16 protein-coding genes are annotated in these 22,504 nt (G+C 52.0%); 11 read left to right on the forward strand and 5 right to left on the reverse strand.

What is annotated here, in order from left to right:
* The 5 genes from ABD851_RS08890 to ABD851_RS08910 form a co-directional block, all read left to right on the forward strand.
* Positions 1-3,345: TonB-dependent receptor (locus ABD851_RS08890; RefSeq protein WP_344978364.1), on the forward strand; the 3,345-nt coding region annotated here is incomplete at its 5' end.
* A gap of 9 nt (positions 3,346-3,354) precedes the next feature.
* Complete coding sequence (locus ABD851_RS08895) at positions 3,355-5,091, forward strand: RagB/SusD family nutrient uptake outer membrane protein (protein WP_344978362.1); 1,737 nt, start codon at positions 3,355-3,357, stop codon at positions 5,089-5,091.
* Positions 5,092-5,114: 23 nt separating this feature from the next.
* Entirely contained in the window at positions 5,115-5,858 is a 744-nt protein-coding gene (locus tag ABD851_RS08900) for a carbohydrate-binding family 9-like protein (protein WP_344978360.1), read from the forward strand.
* A 120-nt stretch (positions 5,859-5,978) separates the two neighbouring features.
* On the forward strand, positions 5,979-6,980 hold the full coding sequence (locus tag ABD851_RS08905) for a DUF4838 domain-containing protein (protein ID WP_344978358.1): 1,002 nt from the start codon (positions 5,979-5,981) through the stop codon (positions 6,978-6,980).
* A 99-nt stretch (positions 6,981-7,079) separates the two neighbouring features.
* A complete protein-coding gene (locus ABD851_RS08910) occupies positions 7,080-8,537 on the forward strand; it encodes a sulfatase family protein (RefSeq protein WP_344978356.1) in 1,458 nt (485 codons plus the stop codon).
* A gap of 162 nt (positions 8,538-8,699) precedes the next feature.
* On the opposite strand, the gene ABD851_RS08915 is transcribed toward ABD851_RS08910, so the two are convergent.
* The 5 genes from ABD851_RS08915 to ABD851_RS08935 all read right to left on the reverse strand — a co-directional run bounded on the left by ABD851_RS08915 (position 8,700) and on the right by ABD851_RS08935 (position 14,593).
* Complete coding sequence (locus ABD851_RS08915; RefSeq protein WP_344978354.1) at positions 8,700-10,922, reverse strand: DUF4954 family protein; 2,223 nt, start codon at positions 10,920-10,922, stop codon at positions 8,700-8,702.
* Positions 10,923-11,012: 90 nt separating this feature from the next.
* Positions 11,013-12,848, reverse strand: a complete 1,836-nt coding sequence (gene glmS, locus ABD851_RS08920; protein WP_344978351.1) for a glutamine--fructose-6-phosphate transaminase (isomerizing) — start codon at positions 12,846-12,848, stop codon at positions 11,013-11,015.
* A gap of 224 nt (positions 12,849-13,072) precedes the next feature.
* Positions 13,073-13,429 carry a DUF190 domain-containing protein gene (locus ABD851_RS08925; protein ID WP_344978349.1) on the reverse strand — a complete coding sequence of 119 codons (357 nt, stop codon included), beginning with the start codon at positions 13,427-13,429 and terminating at the stop codon, positions 13,073-13,075.
* A gap of 1 nt (position 13,430) precedes the next feature.
* Complete coding sequence (gene crcB / locus ABD851_RS08930) at positions 13,431-13,808, reverse strand: fluoride efflux transporter CrcB (protein ID WP_344978347.1); 378 nt, start codon at positions 13,806-13,808, stop codon at positions 13,431-13,433.
* 20 nt (positions 13,809-13,828) lie between these two features.
* Complete coding sequence (locus tag ABD851_RS08935; RefSeq protein WP_344978345.1) at positions 13,829-14,593, reverse strand: DeoR/GlpR family DNA-binding transcription regulator; 765 nt, start codon at positions 14,591-14,593, stop codon at positions 13,829-13,831.
* A gap of 374 nt (positions 14,594-14,967) precedes the next feature.
* Here ABD851_RS08935 and ABD851_RS08940 point away from each other — a divergent pair, with 374 nt between their 5' ends.
* From ABD851_RS08940 to ABD851_RS08965, 6 genes are all read left to right on the forward strand, one after another.
* Entirely contained in the window at positions 14,968-18,051 is a 3,084-nt protein-coding gene (locus ABD851_RS08940) for a SusC/RagA family TonB-linked outer membrane protein (protein ID WP_344978343.1), read from the forward strand.
* 49 nt (positions 18,052-18,100) lie between these two features.
* Complete coding sequence (locus ABD851_RS08945) at positions 18,101-19,672, forward strand: RagB/SusD family nutrient uptake outer membrane protein (protein ID WP_344978341.1); 1,572 nt, start codon at positions 18,101-18,103, stop codon at positions 19,670-19,672.
* Positions 19,673-19,818: 146 nt separating this feature from the next.
* A complete protein-coding gene (locus tag ABD851_RS08950; protein ID WP_344978339.1) occupies positions 19,819-20,817 on the forward strand; it encodes a DUF6528 family protein in 999 nt (332 codons plus the stop codon).
* Positions 20,818-20,913: 96 nt separating this feature from the next.
* A complete protein-coding gene (locus ABD851_RS08955) occupies positions 20,914-21,192 on the forward strand; it encodes a type II toxin-antitoxin system RelE/ParE family toxin (protein ID WP_344978337.1) in 279 nt (92 codons plus the stop codon).
* A 15-nt stretch (positions 21,193-21,207) separates the two neighbouring features.
* On the forward strand, positions 21,208-21,525 hold the full coding sequence (locus tag ABD851_RS08960) for a HigA family addiction module antitoxin (protein ID WP_344978335.1): 318 nt from the start codon (positions 21,208-21,210) through the stop codon (positions 21,523-21,525).
* A 206-nt stretch (positions 21,526-21,731) separates the two neighbouring features.
* On the forward strand, positions 21,732-22,436 hold the full coding sequence (locus tag ABD851_RS08965) for an SGNH/GDSL hydrolase family protein (RefSeq protein ID WP_344978333.1): 705 nt from the start codon (positions 21,732-21,734) through the stop codon (positions 22,434-22,436).
* Positions 22,437-22,504: the final 68 nt, after the last annotated feature.

The following is a 22,504-nucleotide window of genomic DNA, read 5'->3' on the forward strand; positions in this document are numbered from 1 at the left end:
CTGCATGCAAGTGCCAGGGTGTCCGGACAGCGGATCAGCCTGTCGGAGAAAAATGCTTCCCTGGAGGAGGTGTTTTCGGAGATTCGGGATCAGACCGGCTATACGTTTGCCTATGCCGAGTCGTTAATGCGTCCTTCGCGCAGGGTGACGGTGGATCTCCGCAACGCGACGTTGGAGGAGGCGCTGGCTCGCTGTATGGAAGGCCAGCCGCTCTCCTGGGTGGTGATCGGCAAGACGGTAGTGATCCGTTCTCTGACCCGGGATTCGGCAGACAGGATGCCGCCGTTGCCACAACAGCCGGTATCCGGCAGGGTCACCGATTCCTCGGGCAATCCGTTGTCCGGAGTGACGGCACAGGTGAAAGGCGGGACCGCCGGAACGGTCACCGATGCCGACGGCAAATTCAGCCTGGACGTTGCTGCTGATGCCGTATTGGTGTTCTCCTACCTGGGCTATGACAAAAAGGAGTTGCCGGTAAACGGACGTTCCCATATCAACGTGGTACTGAAGCCTTCCAGTACCGGTCTGAATGAGATCGTAGTCGTGGGATATGGCACCCAGAAAAGGAGCGATATTACAGGAGCCGTCGAATCTATCGATAATAAAATGATTGCCACCCGCCCCCAGGAAAACGTAGCCCAGACGCTACAGGGTTTGTCTCCGGGTTTAAATGTCAGTACGAATAGCTCCGGGGGAGAGCCCGGCGCGACGATGAATTTTAATATCAGGGGGATGGGGTCTCCTTATGTTCTGGTAGATGGGATGCCCATGGATATCAACCAGGTGAACCCCGCCGATATCGAGTCCGTTTCTGTTCTCAAAGATGCGGCGTCGGCAGCGATCTATGGCGCTAACGCGCCCTATGGCGTCATTCTCATCACTACAAAAAAGGGGAGGAGCACCTCCGGCAAACCCAATTTCACTTATCATACCGATATGGAATGGGCAACGCCAACGGTATTGCCTCAACCCGCCAATTCGCTTGAATTTGCCAAGGCCTGGAATGACGCAGCGAAAAATGCGGGAATGGCCCCGATCTTTTCTGACGAAGTGATCGGGCGGATTGAGGCGTTCATGAAGGATCCGCGGAATACGCCCGGAACAGTGCCGGATCCGTTCGATCCTAATAAGTGGGCCAAACATGAAAACGCCAATGCCAATACCAATTGGTACGATGCCCTGGTAAAGAAATGGTCCTTTCGTCAGAAGCATAACCTGTCCATGGACGGCAGCCGGGACGGATTGTCATATTATGTATCTGCAGGGTTTTATGACCAGTCCGGTCAAATGCGTTACGGCGATGAGCAATACCAGCGCTACAATATAGATGCGAAGATCAATACCGAGATTACAAAATGGATGAGGGTTAACTTCCTGACCAAATTTACGAGAAGCAAATCCGATTATCCGAATGACGGATATGGCCTGGAACGGGATGTAATGTGGCACGATCTTACACGCAGATATCCCACTGACCCGGTCGTTTATCCAAACGGTGAATACAGCGAGATGTCCAGGATCAATGTCTATGAGCACGGCGGACGGGATGTCTATACCAACAACGATTTGTGGCTTCGGGCGGAAGGCGAGCTGGAGCCGGTGAAGGATTGGCTGATCAAGGGAGATTATTCCTGGAAAAACGGAAACAATACCAATGCTGCTCATCATGCGCTGGTGTATGCCCACGGACCTAACGGTGACCCCTACGTGGCCTTTGATACCCGTACGCCAAATGATATAGCCAAAACATTTGATACGGATAATTACTGGACCTTTAATATTTCCACTTCTTACGAAAAAAGGATAAAATATCATCAGCTTAAATTGTTGCTGGGCTATCAACGTGAATATCAGTCTGCAAGCAATCTCTATGCTTTACGGAATACATTGATTACGGATAATGTGCCGTCCATTTCAACCGCTGCCGGCGATGTCAGTGCAGACGATGAAGTTTATCACTGGTCTACCGTTGGAGCATTCTTTCGATTCAACTATAACTTCAGGGATAAATACCTTCTCGAGGTGAATGCCCGTCGCAGCGGGTCTTCGAAATTTGCTGAAGATAAGCGATATGGTTTCTTCCCCTCTGTGTCTGCCGCCTATCGCATTTCCGAAGAAAAGTTCTGGTCCGGAATAAAACCTTACATCGGCTACTTCAAGCTGAGAGGCTCTTATGGATCTTTAGGTAATCAGAACGTGGATAATTATTTGTACATACCCATTATGCCGGTAACTCCTCAGGTCGGATGGATACTTGGGGATAACATGCCGGTCGGCGTCGGGATGCCCGGTATTACAAGTCCGGATCTTACCTGGGAAACCGTGAGGACTTTCGACCTGGGGTTCGATGCAGCGTTGTTGAAAGAAAGAATGAATGTGATATTCGACTATTTCAAAAGAGATGTGCTTAACATGCTCGGCACATCATACCCGCTGCCATCCGTACTGGGGACGGCTGTGCCGTTGGAGAATAATGCCGCTAAAAGAAATTCCGGTTGGGAAGCTTCAGTGGAATGGAAGGACAGGATAGGCGATAATTTCAGCTATAACCTGAAGGCCAGCCTGTCCGATTACAAGGTCGTGATCACAAAATGGAATAATCCGGATAAAACGCTGTCGAGCAACTATGCCGGGATGCGGGAAGGGGATATCTGGGGATATGCTTCCCGCGGCCTGTTCCAGTCGGAGGAGGAGGTGAAGGGCCATGCCGATCAATCCATTATCTATGCGAATTGGTATCCCGGAGATGTGCGGTATGAAGATCTGAACGGCGATGGCATCGTCAACTATGGCAACCGGACTGTAGATGATCACGGAGATTTAAAAATAATAGGGAATTCACTGCCGCGGTATGCTTATTCTCTTCTCTTTGGCATGTCCTGGAAGCAATTTGATCTCTCCATGTTCTGGATGGGCATAGGAAAGCAGGACGTCTGGTTTAACAATACCGCCAATGTATTCTGGGGACAGCTGGGAGATGTATGGCAAAACAGCACTTTCAAGGAACATCTGGACTACTGGACGGAAGACAATCCGAAGGCCTATTATCCGAGACCTTATTTCAGCAGCGAAGGCAACAAGAACCGGGAGATATCGTCATTGTATCTCCAGAACGCGGCTTATCTGCGGCTTAAATCCCTCCAGGTAGGTTATACGCTCCCTGAATCGCTGCTTCGAAGAATATCGGTTAAAGGCGCCCGTGTTTATGTCAATGCCGAAAACCTGCTGACCTTTTCTTCTATAAAAGGAATGTTTGATCCGGAAGGCATATCCGGCACATATGGACAAGGAAAGATATACCCGCTGTCGAAAATAATATCCTTCGGATTGAATGTGAACTTTTAAAAATTTTCTATGAGAAAGATAATTATTTGTATCATAGGATTTCCCCTGGTATTTCTTTTTTCCTCCTGCGAAAAGGATTTCCTGGATAGAAAGCCGCTTGACCAGATCTCCCAGGTTGAATTCTGGAAGACCACAAGCGACATGGAAACTTATTTGAATACCTTATATGCTTCGCTTCCCGGATGGGGGACGCATGATGCCGGGCCCTTTTGGATCGATAATAACAGTGACAATATGGTGCCGGGGCTGTACAATACGCATCTGGCCGGTTTGACCGTACTGCCGGTATCCGGAGGAGGATGGGACTGGACGAATGTGAGGGCTGCCAATGTTTTCCTAAGCAGCAGTTCGTCGGTCGAAGATGGCGCTGAGGGGGACAAGCAGCATTTCCTTGGAGAGGGCTATTTTTTCCGTGCTTGGTTTTATTTTGAATTGTTTCAACAATTCGGAGGTCTCCCGTGGATTGACGAGCCGTTGGAAACCAATTCTCCGGAATTGTATGGCATGCGGCAGCCCAGAAATATCACCGCCGATCATATTCTTTCGGACCTCGATTCCGCCATCATTCTTTTAAAAGATGCCGGCCAGGCCCCGGTGAACAGGGTGAACCGGTCGGTGGCTCTGGCTTTTAAATCGAGAGTAGCTCTTTATGAAGGGACATGGGAAAAGTACCACGCGGGAACGGTGTTCGGGATCACAGATGGCGATCCCGGAAAATACCTGAAGCAGTCACTGGATGCTTCGGAACAGCTGATGGAAAGTGGAAAGTTTGCCATCTATAATACCGGACATCCGGAATCCGACTACGATCTGCTTTTTAATCAATCGGATCTGAGCGGGAATCCGGAGATTATTTTTTGGAGAAAATATAAAGAAGGCCTGCTCACCCATAACGGCCAGCGGTACCTTTCAATCATTGCGGGCAATACCGGAATCAGCAAATCATTGGTGGATAGCTATCTCTGTACGGACGGACGACCTATTTCTTCCAGCCGCCTTTACCGTGGAGACAGCGGTCTTTTACAGGTAGTTAAAAACAGGGATCTTCGTCTCCGGCAGTTGATATTTGTTCCGGGCGATCCTATTACCATTGATTTCTCCGGAGGCGGTGATACGTTGTCAGTATTTGGTAAAGCAAAAATTAACCTGGGCGGCGATTCGCGGGATGTTACGGGGTATCAGATCAAGAAAGGCGCCTATCCGGATAAAACACTGCAGCAGGCTGATTTTACCTCTACTACCGCCGCTATTCTGTTCCGGTATGCGGAGGTGTTGCTTAATTTTGCAGAGGCCAAAGCAGAACTGGGGACGATCACCCAGTCCGATATCGACCGTAGCATCAACCTGCTGAGGAAACGAGCAGGGGTAGCGGCCCTTCAACTGGCAGACATCGCTTCCGATCCCGGCTGGGATTTTCCGGAATTATCCCCGGTGATCAACGAGATCCGGAGGGAGCGAAGAGTAGAACTTGCCTGCGAAGGCTATCGATACAATGATCTTTGCCGCTGGAGCGCGCATAGGCTTATTGTACATAAAAGAGCCAAAGGAGCGAGGTTTATCGCCCGCGATTATCCGGATAATATCAACATCAATGTAGATGAGGATGGTTATATTGATCCGTATCAGAAGTCGCTGCCGAACGGATATGGATTCAATATTGAAAGGGATTATCTGTATCCGTTACCGGCATATGATCTTTCTCTCAATGAAAAACTGGAACAAAATCCGGGCTGGCCGAGAAAATAATAGTAAAACTTAAATATTACGATATGCGTTGGGCACTTATTTTGATCCTTTTGTTTTCCTGGTCCGCCGGGGGACCGTCCTATGCGTATGATGCTTCCGGCCTGGCTATGCGAGATAAGGATACCCCGATCTATTATCCGGTCAGATATCTGGAAAAAACGGATATCCGGATCGACGGCACGGCAGACGAACCCGGCTGGGGAAAGTGTGTGGTGATAAGGCCATTACATGCTACCTGGGAGAATGATAAAGGGGATAATACCTCTTTTCGGGCCTGCTTCAGCAGGGATTATTTCTATTTTTCGTTTAAAGTTGAAGACACCACCCCGGTCGTAGCCAAATACACAGACGAGAATTCAGTGGCAGCGGGAGACCGGGTGGAGCTGTTCTTTTCCGCCGATGCGAATATGCATGATTACTACTGCATGGAGATCTCCCCGGAGGCCAGGGTACTCGATTACCAGGCTTCTTATTACCGGATTTTTGATTCGGACTGGAATATGCCGGGGGCGGACATCCGGTCGCAGCGGCATGAAAATGGGTATTCGATAGAGGGAAGATTACCCTTGCGCTTTTTTAAACGGCTCGCCCGCTCAGCTTCCATTAAAGGCCGAAGCATCAGGGCCGGTATATTCCGGGCCGACAAAAAGGGAGGCGGAACCGATACCGGGTTTACCTGGTTTACCTGGAAAACCCCGCAGGTGGATACGCCTGACTTTCATATACCTTCTGCCCTCGGTGTTTTTCAATTCGGGGAAGATCAATAAAAAACGATAAATACTTTAATTATGGATCGGAATAATTTGTTGAACAGGCGAACATTTGTAAAGGACGCACTTGTCTTATTGCCCGCCCTGTTTTTCACTGATAAACTGGTCAGGGGAGGAATGCCCGCCTGGACCCCGGGTCAGCTTAAGACCCGGGGCGTTGTGCTTTCTGTTGAGGACCTGCTTACGCTGGATTGGCCAAAGCTGGCATTTGATGCAGGGCTGACGACCATCGGAACCCATGTAACTCCTTCTCAGGTGGCCCGTTTTATCACATCGGAGAAGGGGCAGCAGTTCCTGTCCGATTGCAAAAAATATCATATTCAGGTTGAGCACGAGCTTCACTCCATGCACGATCTCTTGCCCAGGAGCCTTTTTTCAAAAAATCCGGATATGTTCAGGATGAACGATCAGGGGATCCGGGTGGGCGATTATAACTGTTGTGCTCACTCGAAGAGCGCATTGGATCTGATAGTTGAGAATGCGCTTAAATATGCAGATGTGCTTCGCGCGACTACGGGAAGGTATTTTTACTGGATAGACGATGGTGAGCCCATGTGCCGCTGTGAGCAATGCCGGCCATTTTCCGATTCCGAGCAGGCCCTGATCATTGAGAATGCAGTTGTATCAGGTTTGCGAAAAAAATACCCGGATGCGTCTCTGGCGCATCTTGCCTATGCGAATACAATTATCCCTCCCGTTAAGGTCAAACCGGCAGAAGGGATCTTTCTTGAATTTGCCCCGATATACAGAGACTGGGCGAAGCCGCTTACCGACCGGTCGGCCGGCGGGATAGGCAAGATAGCCGGTAAGAACAGGTTCATCTCGCATGGGGAGACATTGGATCTTTTGTCGGCTAATCTGGAGGTATTCCCAAAAGGAACTGTCCAGGTACTTGAATATTGGCTGGACGACTCGTTGCAAAGCAAATGGAAAAAGCCGCCGGTAAAGCTCTCGTGGTATCCGGAAGTATGTCGCAGCGATGTGCAGACATATGAAAAGATGGGCGTTACAAATATCACCAGCTTTGCCGTATATATTGACGCTACATACAAAAAGATGTATGGGGACCTTGGTTTCATCCGGTCTTACGGTCAGATACTGTCGGGGAAAGCCGGGTGATCCCGGTCTGCAGGCGAATGGGTTTACGCATGCGCAAAAAAGCAAAAAAGAATAGGCAACGTTGTGTATATTTGGCAGCATAAGTCCTAATCAATTGTTATGCTGTCACCGATCCTGATCCGCCTTTTTTCTTTTTTTCTGCTGATGGCCGCATGGGCGCCTTGCCAGGCGCAAACCAGGCCGGCTTCCCTTCCCAACATTGTGCTCATCTATATGGATGATATGGGATACGGGGATGTGGACGCCTATGGCGGCATCGGCTATACCACGCCGAACATCGACCGGCTGGCTGCCCAGGGGATGCGGTTCACCAACTTTTATTCCGCTCAGCCCATCTGCAGCGCTTCGCGGGCAGCAATACTGACCGGCTGCTATCCCAACCGCATCGGCTTCCATGGTGCATTGATGCCGCATTCCCCCATCGGGATCAGCGGCCGGGAAGAGACCATCGCCGGTATGCTGAAGAAAAAAGGATATGCCACGGCGATCATCGGGAAATGGCACCTGGGCGATGCCCGGAAATTCCTGCCGCTGCAGCACGGTTTCGATACCTATTTTGGCTTGCCTTACTCAAACGATATGTGGCCGGTGGGATACGACGGAAAGCCTTTTAAGGATACCAGCAGTCCCCGCGCCAAATGGCCCCCGCTTCCCCTGATAGACGGCAATAAGGTGGTTCGTTATATCCGTACCCTGGACGACCAGAGCATGCTGACGACCTGGTATACGGAAAGAGCGGTGCAATTCATCAACCATCATAGAACACAGCCGTTCTTCCTTTACTTTGCACAGTCCATGGTGCATGTGCCCCTGGGCGTATCGGATAAGTTCAAAGGGAAAAGTAAACAGGGTCTTTTCGGCGACGTGATGATGGAGATAGACTGGTCTGTAGGACAGGTGATGAAGGCGCTTAAGGAAAATGGCATGGAAAATAATACGCTGTTCATCTTCACCAGCGATAACGGCCCCTGGCTCACTTTCGGCAATCATGCCGGATCGGCGGGCGCGCTGCGTGAGGGAAAAGCCACTACCTGGGAAGGCGGGCAACGGGAGCCTGCCATCATCCGCTGGCCGGGGAGGGTACCGGAAGGGACGGTCTGCAATAAGCTGGCGGCCAACATTGACCTGCTTCCCACCCTGGCTGCGGTTACCGGCGCGCCGCTGCCTGCGAATAAGATCGACGGCGTGAATATCCTTTCTTTGCTGAAAGGCGATCCCGGCGCCAACCCCCGCGACCATCTTTTTTATTATTATCATCTGAACAGCCTGGAGGCCGTCCGGCAGGGACCGTGGAAGTTGATCCTGCCACACCCTTATCATTCGTATGAAGGACAGCTTCCGGGAAAGGACGGATGGCCCGGCAGGATGCACAAGGATTCCACCGGGCTGGCCCTTTACGATCTGCGCCGCGATCCGGGAGAACGCTATGATGTAAAAGCCGCGCATCCCGAAGTGGTGACGCAGCTGCAGCAGCTTGCTGAGGAGGCCCGGGAAGACCTGGGAGATGATCTTACCGGCAGGAAAGGCAAAAACAGGCGTCCCCCCGGTCGCTTATAGCCGGCCTCTTTACCGGGCCGGGTCTGGTGCGACCCCGGCATTACCGACAGGATATGGATGAGGATTGCCGGCAGGCAACGATTGCTGGTTGACCCGGTTTGACCCGGTGGCATACGCCGGCTTTGACAAGAAATAATGAAGAAGGTCCCGAATGCCGGAAGGCTACTGACTCAGCACTTTGATGACACGGCTGGCGGTCTTTTTAAACCGTTTCAGCTCCTGCCGGGTATATTGTATAAAACCGTTTTCTGCCAGCGGTCCCATTACCCGTTCCATTTCCGCTTCATTTTCATACACCATCTTCCGGAAGGGGTTTGTGTAATCCTTTTTCCGGCTGTTGATGATCTGCTCGCTGATCCATTCCTGGTTTCTGACGGCTTCCTGTAGCATTTCTTTACAAAGAGCGGCATCCGGCATACCGGAGATGCCGGCGATCTCCCGCAGCGAGGCCAGGGCATGCTGCAGTTTTTCGCGGGGATACTGCCGGCCCAGTTTGATATAGGCGTTATGCAGCTCTGTCCAGCCTTTGATCTTTCCGCTTTTGATATCCTGACGGAGCTGGGCTTCCGTATCGGCCGGCATAAGCTGTCCGCCTACATTGGTCCATTGCCTGCGCTTTGCTTTCTGCATGATCTTTTTCAGCTCGGCGAGGCCGGTGATGCTTTGCTGTTCCACCGCATCCATACAGGCGCGTATACCGTATTGAAAAATCATCCTGCGGAAAACGGGATAAGCCCGGGCAAGTTTTAACAATACCGCCGGGCGGCCGGAGTTTTCCACCCCCGTTATGGTTACCGTGAGCTTGTCCAGCCTTTCGGGATGATGCAGCAGTATATCCTTTCCGATACGGCAGACGGCTGCCCTGTGTTCTTCGCTGACGCCGGGGTCTGCGTTCTCCTTCTTCCGGCTTTTCAGCCATGCCCGCCCCGTATGGTATTCCATCAGCTCCAGTCCCTGGAACATTTCCTCCACGGAGTCCGGCGCCAGGTAGTCATATTCGAGCAGCTGTATCTTTCCGGTGCGTTTGTCCCGGTCCGCATATTTCCAGAAATTCCGGGACAGGGCATACATGTTGTAAAGAAACCAGTAGCCGGGGATGATGCGGATCTGGTCGTTGGATTCGTCGTTGATGAGCAGGGAAAAGGGGATGGGGAGGTCCAGTTCCGCAGGGTAGTTGCCCTTGGCGATCAGCGTAAAGGTGGCAAAACGGGAATTGTGTTTCAGGCTTACGCAGAGACCGGGCCAGAACCCCCTGCCCGCAATGATCTCCCCATCTGCTCCCCGGGAATTATGATTAGAGCCGATGGTGGCGCCCGCCGCCATATTGCTTTGTCCCATCAGCAGGGCGGCGCAAAGAAAAGAGTTGTTATGGTGCTGTTCGTGCGCCGGGAAGATCAGGGAGTTGAGCACCTCGCAGCAGGATACGGTAGCGTTGTTGCCCAGGTAGGAGTTGATCAGCCGTGCGCCATACTTCAGGCTGGAATGCGAGGCCATGATAAAACGGACCGCTTTTACGCCGTAAAAAATACGGCAGCCGTAGCCCACGATGCCGTTGACGAGCTCGCATCCTTCTCCGATCTGGGTATTGGCCTCGGCCTTGCTCTTGATCGTCAGGTTCTTGATCTTGTTGGCGCCTTTGATATAGGCGTCCGATCCGATGGCCGTGTCTTTGATGATCTTGCAGTTCTTGATCACCGAGCGGTCGCCTACGGTACCGTAGTACCCCCTTTTTGTATCGAACTGTTTTTCGGTGAACTCGCGGAATTTCTGCATGAGCAGGTCGTCATCGCGATGGCGGGTCCAGAGGTAAGCGTCTCCGGGCAGCATGTCCTCAAAGGGCAGGATGCGCCTCCCCCCGTTTTCATTGCAAAGCTCCAGCCAGATGCGGGTTTTTTCTTCTTCGCCTTCCTTCAGGATGCCGTTTCCGAATTTTGCATAGGGGGTGGTGGCCATCTCGTTGATATTGGCCAGCATGACCTCGTTGCCGATGATGTAATGAGAGAGATAGTTGACGTTGTGTACAACGACGTTATCCCCGAAGTCGCAGGAGGAGATGGTGCTGTTGTATAACCCTACAGCCAGGCGGAGGTTTTTAAATTCCAGGTAATAAGGTTCCAGCTTGCCGATGCGCACCAGGCCGTGAAACTGGCAGTGGCTGACCAGGTCTGCATCGAAGGCATCGGCCACCAGCACCTTGTTCCAGTCGTCCGAAGTATTGTAGTTGCGGACCAGCGTTTCGATCTCGTGGGCGGAAAGCTGGCGGTACTGCCGGGTTCCGTTCTGCCGGTTGCGGATATAATATTCGTCTTTCCCCTTTGGAAGGGCCTGCTTGTCGATAAAGTCGTAACCTAATTTATTTAACGGATTCTTGACGATATTATTCATCGGGGGGATTTATAGGATCGTTAGCGGATTCTAAGTAGAACAGGAAAAGCTTCCTCCTGGCTGCGGGCGCTATATTCCTGTTCGTTTTATCTATTCCACGGTCACTGATTTGGCCAGGTTCCGCGGCTTGTCCACATCGTAACCCTTCAGCACCCCGATGTGATAAGCCAGCAGCTGCAGGGGAATCACGCTGACCAGGGGCGCCGCCAGCTCGTCGGCTTCCGGAACGACGATCACATCGTCGGCCATGCCGGGGATGGTTTCGTCGCCTTCGGTGATCACGGCGATCACCTTTCCGCTGCGGGCTTTTATCTCCTGGATGTTGGATACTATCTTTTCGTAGTAGCTGTCGCGCGTGGCCACGATCACTACCGGCAGCGTTTCATCTACCAGGGCAATAGGGCCATGCTTCATCTCTGCCGCAGGATAGCCTTCTGCATGAATATACGATATTTCTTTCAGCTTCAGCGCGCCTTCCAGGGCCACCGGGAAATTATATCCGCGGCCCAGGTAGAGGAAGTCCCGTGCGTCCTTGTATTTCTCGGCCATGCTGCGAACCTGGTCATTCAGCTGCAGGGCCAGCGCTACTTTTTCGGGAATATCTTCCAGCTCGGTGAGCAGGTGGAGGAAACGTTTCTGGGTAATGCTGCCTTTTTCTTCCGCTATCTTCAGGGCGATGAGGGCCAGTACGGCCAGCTGGGCGGTGAAGGCCTTGGTGCTGGCCACCCCGATCTCCGGTCCGGCATGCGTATAGGCGCCGGCGTGAGAGGCGCGGGCGATGGAAGAACCCACCACATTGCAGACGCCGAAGATAACGGCCCCCTGCGCCTTTGCGCTTTCTATGGCCACCAGCGTATCGGCAGTTTCGCCGGACTGTGAAATAGCGATAATGATATCCCCGGGATTGATGACGGGATTACGGTACCGGAATTCCGAAGCATATTCCACTTCCACCGGGATGCGGCAGAGCTCCTCGATCATATATTCCGCTACCAACCCGGCATGCCAGGATGTACCGCAGGCAATAATAATAATGCGCTGTGCATTTTTCAGCTGCTCCGCATACTCGCGTATGCCGCCGAGGGTAAGAGAGCCTTCCGCCGCATCCAGGCGTCCCCGCAGACAGTCGAAGATGGTATGCGGCTGCTCGAAGATCTCTTTCAGCATGAAATGATCATATCCCCCTTTCTCGATGGCGGCCAGCTCGATATCCAGCTTCTGGATATAGGGGGTTTGTATTTCGTTGGCGATGTTTTTCAGGATCAGCTCATCTGCTTTGATAATAGCGATCTCATAATCGTTTACATATACCACCTCTTTGGTGTACTCTACAATGGGCGAGGCGTCGGAGGCCAGGAAATGTTCTCCTTTGCCAATACCGATTACCAGGGGGCTTCCTTTCCGGGCGGCAATGAGGGTGTCCGGGTTGTCTTTGTCGAGTATCACGATCACATAGGCCCCCACAATGCGTTTAAGAGCGATCCTTACCGCTTCTTCCGTCGGGCAGTTGTTGTTTTTGCGGATCTCTTCGATAAAATGAATCAGCACTTCGGTGTCGGTATCGCTCTTGAACACATGGCCTTTGTTGCTCAGCTCCTGTTTGATCTGCGCATAGTTTTCGATGATGCCGTTGTGTACGATGGCCAGCCTTCCGTCGCCCGAGCTGTGGGGGTGGGCATTGCGGTCGCTCGGTACTCCGTGGGTAGCCCAGCGGGTATGGCCTATGCCGATATGCGCATGCATGTCCTTGCCGGTGAGATACTCTTCCAGCTCCGCAACCTTTCCTTTTTTCTTGTAGATATGCAGTCCTTTGTTGAGCAGGGCCACTCCGGCGCTGTCGTAGCCCCGGTATTCCAGTCGTTTCAATCCTTTCAGAATGACGGGGTAGGCTTCCCGTTGTCCGATATAGGCGACAATGCCACACATAAGCGTATTCGGTTTAGTTGGTGATTAAGATGAGGCAGGTTCAGGAGCAGCTGCATCCTGTGCAGGGCTTCCTGTTCCGGCGATTCGTCTGCAAATATCAAAAAAAATGCCCAAACCATCCGGGAACCGGCAGAGTTTACAAAATAGTCATAACCGTTAGCGGTGAGCCGGGGACAGGAGGTCGCCTTACGTCTTATATCGTTTTGTTATTGTCGGGCTTTCAGTTATTCTTTCCGCCCCTGGTAGTACAGCACCCGGATTTTTTCCAGGGTGACCAGGCCGCCGCAGCCCGCCTCATCCATCAGGCGATGGACGGTAGCTACGAAATCTTGTATTTTTTCTTCCCGGTCGACGATTTCTACGATAATGGGAAGGTCTTGCGAAATATCGATCAGCTTGGCGGTATGTACCCGGGTGCTGGCGCCGTAGGACATGATGCCCCGCAGGACAGTAGCGCCGGCCATGCCCGCCTTCTTGGCCTCAAAAAGGAGCGCTTCATACAGGGGGCTGTGGCTGCTCTTGTCCGATTCGCCGATGAAGATGCGCAGGAGGGTGGACGTTCCGTCGGGTTGCATTTCCATATCAGTATGATTTTACGAGGACGATGCCGCCATATACCGCCAGGAATCCTATGAGGATGCTGACGGCGGTGTAGAGAAAGGTATACAGTATTTCCCCGTCGCCGAGCAGGGCAACATTCTCATAGGCAAAGGAAGAGAAGGTGGAATAGCCTCCGCAGATGCCGGTGGCCAGGAACAGCCGCCATTCGGGAGACAGCAGATTGCCTTTTTCGGACAGACCGTATACCAGCCCGATCAGGAAGCAGGCGGTGATGTTCACCAGCAGGGTGCCGAAGGGAAAGGAGGAAGGGAAGCGCCGGAATACCAGCTGCTGCACAAGATATCGGCCGATGCTGCCGAGGAAACCGCCGGTGCCTATGAGTAAGAATGTTTTGATCATCAGAATTGCAGTTATCTGTTTCAGACTATGGTTACTTCTATGCCGGCGTCTTCCATGGATTTGATCATATGGGGGGACACGGCGTTGTCGGTGATCACCTGGTCTATGTCCTGCAGCTCGCATATCTTACCAAAACCCCGTCGTCCGAACTTGGAGGCGTCGGCGAGGACAACGGTTTTCTGACAGGCGGCCATCATCTGCTGGTTCAGGTGGGCTTCCATGGCGCTGGTGGTGGTGATCCCGAATTCGAGATCGATACCGTCCGCCCCCAGAAAAAGCTTGCTGCAGAAAAAATCGGTCAGCATCTTTTCCGCATAGGGACCGGCCACCGAGGAAGAGCTTTTCCGGAGAATACCGCCCAGCTGGAGGACTTCGATTTCCGGATGGTGGTTGAGCTCATTGGCCACGTTGAGCGAAGCGGTGATAACGGTAAGGCGGCCCTGGGGTTGGATGTATTTGGCCATGGCCTGCACGGTGGTGCCGGAAGCAATAATAATGGAATCATCGGCCGTTACCAGGGGAGCGGCGGCGGCTCCGATACGGCTTTTTTCCGAGGAGCGGATCTTTTCCTTCTCGTTGACGGGCCGGTCGGTGGTATAAGGGTTGTGCAGGGCGGCTCCGCCATGTGAGCGGAACAGCAAACCCTTGTCCTCCAGTAATTTCAGATCCTTTCGTATCGTTACTGCGGAGACATCGAGCTCCCGGCAAAGGTCGAGCACCTTTACAAATCCTTCCTGGTTCAGCTTGCTCAGAATAGTCTGGTGACGTTCGGCGATATTGATCATAAACGGCGGATATGCGCTTGTCTGTGCCGGAACCGGCACGGAGGATAATAATAAGAAGATTTTCCCAATAATCCGAAGATAATATAAGGCGTGAGGACCGAAGTGCTCCCATTCCCCTCCGGGAGGTGCTTTCCCTAAGTTTGTTTTTGTGTCTGTTAGGCCTTCATCATCAGATAGTTCGAAGAAAAGTGAAAAAAAAGTTAAAAAGAATTTGCTTTTTCGATCTGATGAAATTACTTTTACTTTCGTTATATTTCACATTTGCGAAGTTTTCCTTTGTAAAAGAAATATTTTGGTATATACCAAAATATTGCGGTAAAACCGGGAATTCGGGTGTTCCGCATTTTGTAAGATCTTCTAAAAAAGAAAAATGTATGAAGAGAAAATCTATGCTACACAGGTGGAAAGCAGGTGGCAGATACCTGGTAGGGTGCCTGCTGCTTTGCTGTCTTTTTCTGGAAACCCACGCGCAGGAGCAGCAGCTGAAAGGAAGGGTAGTTGCCGTAAAGGACAAGACCCCCCTGGCAGGGGTGACGGTCCATGTCAAGGGGACCCAGAACGGAACGGTCACGGATGTCAATGGTAATTTCAGCCTCAGCGCCGCGCCGGATGCCGTGCTGGAAGCTTCCTATGTCGGCTATCTTAATAAGGAAGTGCCGGTAAATAGTCAGACCGACATCACCATTTCCCTGGCGGAAAATATCCGCGAGCTGAACGACGTGGTGGTTGTCGGCTACGGTACCCAGAAAAAAGTGAACCTGACGGGGGCTATCTCTACCCTGGATATGTCGGAGAAGGCTGGCGAGCCTACCACCAACGCCAGTAACGCCCTGGCCGGTATGCCGGGCATGTTCCTGAAGCTGGGGCAGAACCAGCCGGGGCTGGACCGTTCCCAGATCCGGATCCGGGGTATGGGCACCCTTAGCGGCAACGACCCCCTGATCCTCGTCGACGGAATCGAATACAGCATCGATGAGCTGAACCCGGACGATATCGAAAGCGTCACCGTGCTGAAGGATGCCTCCGCCGCGATTTACGGTTCCCGTGCCGCCAACGGGGTTATCCTGATCACTACCAAGTCCGGCGCCGGGAAGTCGCATGTGAATTACAACTATTATTATGGGGTGCAGTCGCCTACCATCATGCCCGATGTGATCTGGGATCCCATCGCCTATATGAAGCTGAAAAACCAGGCGGTGCTGAATGGAGGTACAGAGATACCGAATTACTCCGATGAGGAAATTGCCGAATACGAAGCGGGTATGAAGACCGACCCCTTTACCTATCCGGCCAATGACTGGTTCGATATTGCCCTGAAAAAAGGTCGTATCCAGAAGCATAACCTCAGCTTCTCGGGCAGCTCGGATAACTACCAGTACCGGCTTTCGCTGGGCTTTCTGAACCGGCAGGGGATCATCATCGGGCCCAACGATAAGGAGCAGAAATATTCTCTGGGGCTGAACACCTCCCTGAATGTGAGCAAGCGGCTGAAGGTGGGGCTTACCTTTAACGGCTATTACCGGTATTATAATGAGCCCTACTACAGCGGTGATGGAGGAGATTTCTTCAAGGACCTGATGCGCGCGCTGCCCATCTTTACCGATACGCTCAAAGACGGCCGTTACGGGGACTCCTGGCTGTCCACCCCGGGTCGCAATAACATTGAGAACCCCAGGATGATCGCCGAAACAGGCTATTTTCATAAAGTGGTACAGCGTTTCCTGGCCACTACTTTTGCCGAGTACAAGCTGCCCTGGGATATTACGTATAATATCCGTTTCGGGGTAGACAAATATGACGGTCTGCAGGAAAAATTCACCCCCCAGGTGAAGCATTATAATCCCAAGACCGGGAAAGCTACCAACTGGAACAGCCCCGCCACCGCGCCCCGGTCCACCAATACGGATTATAATGACATGAATATCCATTTCTATAACACGCTGGACTGGCACCGGCAGTTTGCCCGGAAGCACAATCTGGCCGTGATGCTCGGGGCCAGCTATGACTATTTTGATCACGGGCAGTTTGCCGCCGAAATGATCGGATACCTGGATGCGACGCTGACAGCCCTCGATGCAGGCTCTGTCAGGAATGCCATTTCAGGATACACTAATGAAGATGTACTGGAATCCTATTTCGGCCGGGTAAACTACGACTACGATGGCAAATACCTGTTCGAGGCCACCTTCCGGTATGACGGGTCTTCCCGTTTCGCACCGGGCCGCCGCTGGGGCTTTTTCCCATCTGCCTCCGCCGGCTGGCGCATCGATAAGGAAAGCTTTTTCCAGTCCTCCCTCATCGATCTGCTGAAGCTGCGGGCTTCCATAGGACAGCTGGGGAACCAGGCGGTTGACCTGTATAGCTACGAAAACAGCATTACACTGAATCACGACTATAGCTTCGGCGGGGTATTGGCCCCGGGTGCCGCTGCTACAGCCTATTCGGATCCTCTTACCAGCTGGGAGACTACCACGGATTACGACCTGGGTCTGGATGTCGATCTCTGGAAGAACCGGATCAATATCACGGCTGATGTCTATAAGAAGAGGACCAAAGATATCCTCCGCACCGTAGATCTGCCTTCCCAGGTAGGATTGACCGGTCCGAAAGAGAATGTAGGGACGGTGGACAATACCGGCTATGAGCTGGCGGTGCAGTATCGTAATACGATAGGGGCATTCCACTACGGCGTGCAGGGTAATATCTCCTATAACAAGAACAAGGTGATCGACCTGGGTGGACAGATACTGTATGATGAACAGACCAACCTGTCCACCATCACCCTGGCCGGTCATCCCATTGATGCCCATTACCTGCTGGTATCTGAAGGCATCTTCCAGACCCAGGAAGAGGTAGATGCACACGCTTACCAAAGTGAGGCTACCCGTCCCGGTTACCTGAAATATAAGGATGTAAACGGGGATAATATCATCAACGGGGACGACCGGGTGATCATCGACGAATCTTCTGCTATTCCCAAGTATACTTACGGTTTTGGGTTGAATGTAGGCTATAAGGGCATCTCCCTAAAAGCCTTTTTCCAGGGTATTGCCGGCATCAAGGTATATCCGGTCGGCAACATTGCCTATCCCTTTAATAACGGTGCCGGGGCTACGAAGCAATGGCTGACGGATGCTTGGACCCCGGATAATCCGGATGCCCGACTTCCGATCGTCACGGAAAGCACCGGCGGAAAGGACAATTTCCTGCAGTCTGATTTCTGGCTGCAGAGCGGAGCGTACCTTCGTCTGAAAAGCCTCCAGCTGGCCTATGCACTGCCCCAGAAATGGCTGTCCAAGGTGAAGATCGCACAGCTCAGCGTGTTCCTGAATGCCGAGAACTTCCTGACCTTTACAAAGTATAAGGATTTCGACCCCGAAACGATCAGCAACTACAGCTCGCTATATCACTATCCCAACCTGAAGACCTTCAGCGGCGGTGTAAATGTAAGTTTCTAAACAACAGTATATGAGCGGATCTCATTACAGCATATCAAAACGAACAGTTATGAAACGGATACTTGTTCTGCTCCTTGCCGGTTCCGGCATAGTGGCGAGCAGCTGCAATACCAACTTATTAGATACTTCTCCGGACAATAAATATGTGGAGAGTAATTTCTGGAAATCAGAAGCTGCAGCCAATGCGGCGCTTTCCGGATGTTATTCTGTCCTCAGTTATTCAGGGCTTTTTGGAGGAGATGCCACCCCACTCCTGGAAGATGCGGCCTCTCCCAATGCTTACAGCTATGGTAATACCAGTGGCTTTAATTCTATTGCCAATGGTCAGCTTGCCGCCAGTGACAACGGAATTATACCTACCCGCTGGAATCACTGCTACCAGGGCATCGGCCGTTGCAATACTTTTTTGGTAAAGGTGAATGAGGTGCCGGATATGGATTCCGCCCTTATGAGCCGTATGAAGGGAGAAGCGCGGTTTTTGCGTGCCCTCTATTATTTTGAGCTGGAGACCTACTGGGGTGATGTACCGTTGATCCTTGGCCCTCCCGATCCTCCGGCCCAGAAGAATCTGCCCCGGACGCCCAGGGAGGAGATAATAGCCCAGGTGATCAAAGATCTCGACAGTGCAGCCCTGCTATTACCGCTCAAATACGGAGCCGGGGATTTGGGACGCGCTACCAAAGGCGCTGCTCTGGCATTGAAGTCGCGTGTGTTGTTGTATGAAGCCAGTCCGCTGTTCAACGACAAAAACGACGCAAGTCGTTGGAAAAAGGCGGCGGATGCTGCCAAAGCGGTGATCGATCTGGCCCCGGAGGCCGGTTATGGCTTGTTTGATAACTACCGGGCGCTTTTCCTTCCCGACAATGAAAACAACAAGGAAGTGATCTTTGATGTGCAATTTATCTTCCCGGATGAGGGCAATTCGTTTGACCTGATCAACAGCCAGTATAATTCCAATGCGCCCTTGCTGGACCTTGCCGAAGCCTATGAAATGAAAAGCGGGAAACCCATCACCGACCCCACTTCCGGTTATAATCCGGATTCGCCCTACATAGGACGGGATCCCCGCCTTGAGGCTACGATCGTGTACCCGGGAGCTCCGTTCAAAGGAGAAGAAGCCACGCCGAAGTACTACAAACAAACGGGCTTTGCCATGAAGAAGTACTGTATCTATGATTCAGCTGCGCCCCCGAAAGATCTGGCTGATCTGAAAGCCGGCCAGTCTTTTACCAACTTCATCGTACTGCGTTATGCCGATATCCTCCTGGCTTATGCAGAGGCATTGAACGAATCGGATCCCGGGAATCCCGCTATCCTCTCCTCCCTGAACCAAATACGGGAGCGTGTACATATGCCTGCTATTGCATCCGGGCAAAGTCAGTCCCAGATGCGGGAGGCCATCCGGCACGAACGCCGGGTAGAGACGGCAGGGGAAGCCCTTTATTACAATGATGTGCGGCGTTGGAAAATTGCCGAGACTGTGTTGAATGCTCCGATCTACAATTATGATCATAAGGAGATCCAGAAACGGAAATTTAACAAGGCCAGGGACTACTGGTGGCCCATCCCGCAGGGTGAGCTGGACCTGAATCCCAAGCTGGAACAGAATCCTGGGTATTGAGGTTTGAGCTCTGAAGTTTAAAGTCTAAGGTTCAATGCCGAATAAATAAATGTTAACACTTCGATCTTGAACAGCGGACTTCCTATATTTGGGCCGGGGTTCCGAAAGGACACCGGCCCTTCTTGTATTGAACCGATATTGTGCACATGCAAAAAAAATTTACATCTTTCCATTACCTGCTGACGGGCATTTTGCTGCTGGCCGCCGCCTGCGGTAGGGGTACCGGTCATTCCGCAGGAGATGCCGGACCCTCCGGGGATACTGCTTCATTGGGGGACTGTACAAAATGTATCGTCATCGCCGAACAGCGCAGCCACGGCATCGACATTGTGAATACGGAGACCGGCAGTATTGTCTGGAGCTGGCATGCCAGCCTGGACCCTGCAATACGTCCGGAAGACACCGGCTGGTTTTCAACCCCCGATGATGCCAAGCCGGTGTACGGCAACAGATATATCCTGCTCAACGCGTCCGGCGGAGGTGTGGCCCTGGTCCGTGTTGCAGATAAGCGGGCCGTGTTTTACGCCCATGCCGGTAAGAATCCGCACTCCTCGGAGCTGCTGCCGGATGGCAATATTGTGACGGCGTCCAGCACAGACAACCGGCTGGTGCTGTTTCATGTGGATACCCTCTCATCCCCCGGGAAAATCTACCGCAAAGTCATTCCCCTGCCGTTTGCGCACAATGTGGTATGGGATAAAAAAAGACAGCTGCTGTGGTCGGCCGCCCGGAATAAGCTCTATGCTTTCCGGTACAACGGAAACTGTAAAAGACCGGACCTGACCTGCGCAGATTCGCTTATGCTGCCGGATACGGACGCGCACGACCTGTTTCCCGTTTACGGAAAAGATTTGCTCTGGCTGACCACCCTGAAGGATACCTACCGGGTGGATCCCGCCGGCCGGTCTGTTACGCCTGTAGCCGGGAAGTATACCCGCAATATCAAAAGCGTCAGCTCCGGTCCGGAAGGTTTTCCCGTGATCATCATCCTGCCCAAAGAAAAGTGGTGGACCGACGAGGTGCTGGACCGTGAGGGGAATACGGTATTCAGCGAGGCTGGCCTGAAGATTTATAAAGCTCGCTGGTTCCTGCAGAATACCTTCAGCTACGGGGACAATACAGACCTAAAAATATGCGTACCCTGAGACAGGCGAAATTATTCGATAAGTTTGCCACACAAATATCCGGATCCGGCTAAAATTAATTTTGGAACTTGATACGTTACGAGTTACATTTGTAATATGATTGGGAGCATCCGGCACAAAGGATTAAAGCGATTTTATGAAAAAGGAGATGTTTCCAAGCTAAATGCAAGCCACGTTAGTAAAATCCGGTTGATACTGACTCGTTTGGATGCAGCTGCAACTCCAGAGGAACTGAACGTACCAGGATATGGATTCCATCAGCTCAAAGGCGATTTGAAAAACTTTTGGGCGGTAAAGGTGGATAAGAATTTTAGAATCATATTTCGATTCGAAGGTGAAAATGCACAAGACGTAGATTATATAGATTACCACTAAAAGGAGGATAAAGATATGACCATGTATAATCCTGCGCATCCCGGTGAATTGATTCGGGAGACGATTGAGGGAATACGCGAAGAGACCAGCGAGAAGCTTTCTATTGAGGAAGTGGCTAAGGGATTGGGAACCACACGCAAGACGCTATCTGCCATCATCAACGGCAGGCAGGGGGTGACACCGGAAATGGCTATAAAACTGGCAACCGGTTTGGGAGCTACTCCAGAATTTTGGCTGCGGACACAGGAATATTATGATCTATTCCAGGCCCGAAAGAAAGTGGATACCGGAAGTATTCGGGTGTTTTGGAGAAATGCGGTTGCAGCTTTGTAGGCCATGCAACTTGTGCTACCTCTCCGGTTTCTATTTTTCAAAAATGGAGAGGGTATTTCTTTTTCGGCTGACTTCAAATTTCCTCGAAAATTTTTTCTTTCATTTGTATCTTGGGTGGGATATTCTTTTCTTAAACATTCAAGATTTATCGCCTCATGATACAAGATCGCAGGAGTTTTATTAAAAAGACGGCAATCGGAAGCACGATGGCTGTTAGCATTCCCGGCATCGTTTCGGCTGCGCTCAGCAAGCAGAAGGGGAAAAAAATAACCCTGTCCGACAATGATGTAGTGCTTTTCCAGGGGGATTCCATTACCGATATGGGCAGAAACCGCAATGCGAAGGATGCCAACAGCAACAGCGGGCTCGGACCCGGCTATCCCCTCATCGCAGGATCGGAGCTCTTGTACAAATACCCCGGGAAGCATCTGCAGATATACAACCGCGGTATAAGCGGTAACAAGGTGTTCCAGCTGGCCGACCGCTGGGAGGAGGATTGCCTCGCGCTGAAGCCTACCGTGCTGAGCATCCTGGTCGGGGTGAACGATTACTGGCATACCCTCACCGGCGGATATAAAGGAACGCTGCAAACCTACCGCGACGATTACCGCGCCCTCCTGGAGCGTACCCGCAAGCAATTTCCCGATATAAAGCTGATCATCGGGGAGCCCTACGCCGTCCGTGGAGTAAAAGCCGTGGATGACAGCTGGTTCCCCACCTTTACCGGCTATCAGCAGGCTGCCCGCGAGATAGCCGATTCCTTTGGCGCCGCCTTTATTCCTTATCAGCATATTTATGACCAGGCCCAGAAGTCCGCTCCCGCCAGCTACTGGACGCCGGACGGGGTGCATCCCGGCGCCGCCGGCGACGCGCTGATGGCGCATGCCTGGCTGGAAACCATAAAAGGATAAAACAAGCCGGCCTGCCCGGCAAAGTCTGTCCTGTTTTGTACCTTTGCAGCCTTAAAAAAAGCAAGGCA

Origin of the sequence: Compostibacter hankyongensis (assembly GCF_039541075.1) — a bacterium.
Lineage (GTDB): Bacteria > Bacteroidota > Bacteroidia > Chitinophagales > Chitinophagaceae > Compostibacter > Compostibacter hankyongensis.

Bases quoted from the DNA above. Each gene is read 5' to 3' on its own strand.
- ABD851_RS08895 (WP_344978362.1), top strand. From the start codon at position 3,355: ATGAGAAAGATAATTATTTGTATCATAGGATTTCCCCTGGTATTTCTT.
- ABD851_RS08900 (WP_344978360.1), top strand. From the start codon at position 5,115: ATGCGTTGGGCACTTATTTTGATCCTTTTGTTTTCCTGGTCCGCCGGG.
- ABD851_RS08905 (WP_344978358.1), top strand. From the start codon at position 5,979: ATGCCCGCCTGGACCCCGGGTCAGCTTAAGACCCGGGGCGTTGTGCTT.
- ABD851_RS08910 (WP_344978356.1), top strand. From the start codon at position 7,080: ATGCTGTCACCGATCCTGATCCGCCTTTTTTCTTTTTTTCTGCTGATG.
- ABD851_RS08915 (WP_344978354.1), bottom strand. From the start codon at position 10,922: ATGAATAATATCGTCAAGAATCCGTTAAATAAATTAGGTTACGACTTT.
- glmS (WP_344978351.1), bottom strand. From the start codon at position 12,848: ATGTGTGGCATTGTCGCCTATATCGGACAACGGGAAGCCTACCCCGTC.
- ABD851_RS08925 (WP_344978349.1), bottom strand. From the start codon at position 13,429: ATGGAAATGCAACCCGACGGAACGTCCACCCTCCTGCGCATCTTCATC.
- crcB (WP_344978347.1), bottom strand. From the start codon at position 13,808: ATGATCAAAACATTCTTACTCATAGGCACCGGCGGTTTCCTCGGCAGC.
- ABD851_RS08935 (WP_344978345.1), bottom strand. From the start codon at position 14,593: ATGATCAATATCGCCGAACGTCACCAGACTATTCTGAGCAAGCTGAAC.
- ABD851_RS08940 (WP_344978343.1), top strand. From the start codon at position 14,968: ATGAAGAGAAAATCTATGCTACACAGGTGGAAAGCAGGTGGCAGATAC.
- ABD851_RS08945 (WP_344978341.1), top strand. From the start codon at position 18,101: ATGAAACGGATACTTGTTCTGCTCCTTGCCGGTTCCGGCATAGTGGCG.
- ABD851_RS08950 (WP_344978339.1), top strand. From the start codon at position 19,819: ATGCAAAAAAAATTTACATCTTTCCATTACCTGCTGACGGGCATTTTG.
- ABD851_RS08955 (WP_344978337.1), top strand. From the start codon at position 20,914: ATGATTGGGAGCATCCGGCACAAAGGATTAAAGCGATTTTATGAAAAA.
- ABD851_RS08960 (WP_344978335.1), top strand. From the start codon at position 21,208: ATGACCATGTATAATCCTGCGCATCCCGGTGAATTGATTCGGGAGACG.
- ABD851_RS08965 (WP_344978333.1), top strand. From the start codon at position 21,732: ATGGCTGTTAGCATTCCCGGCATCGTTTCGGCTGCGCTCAGCAAGCAG.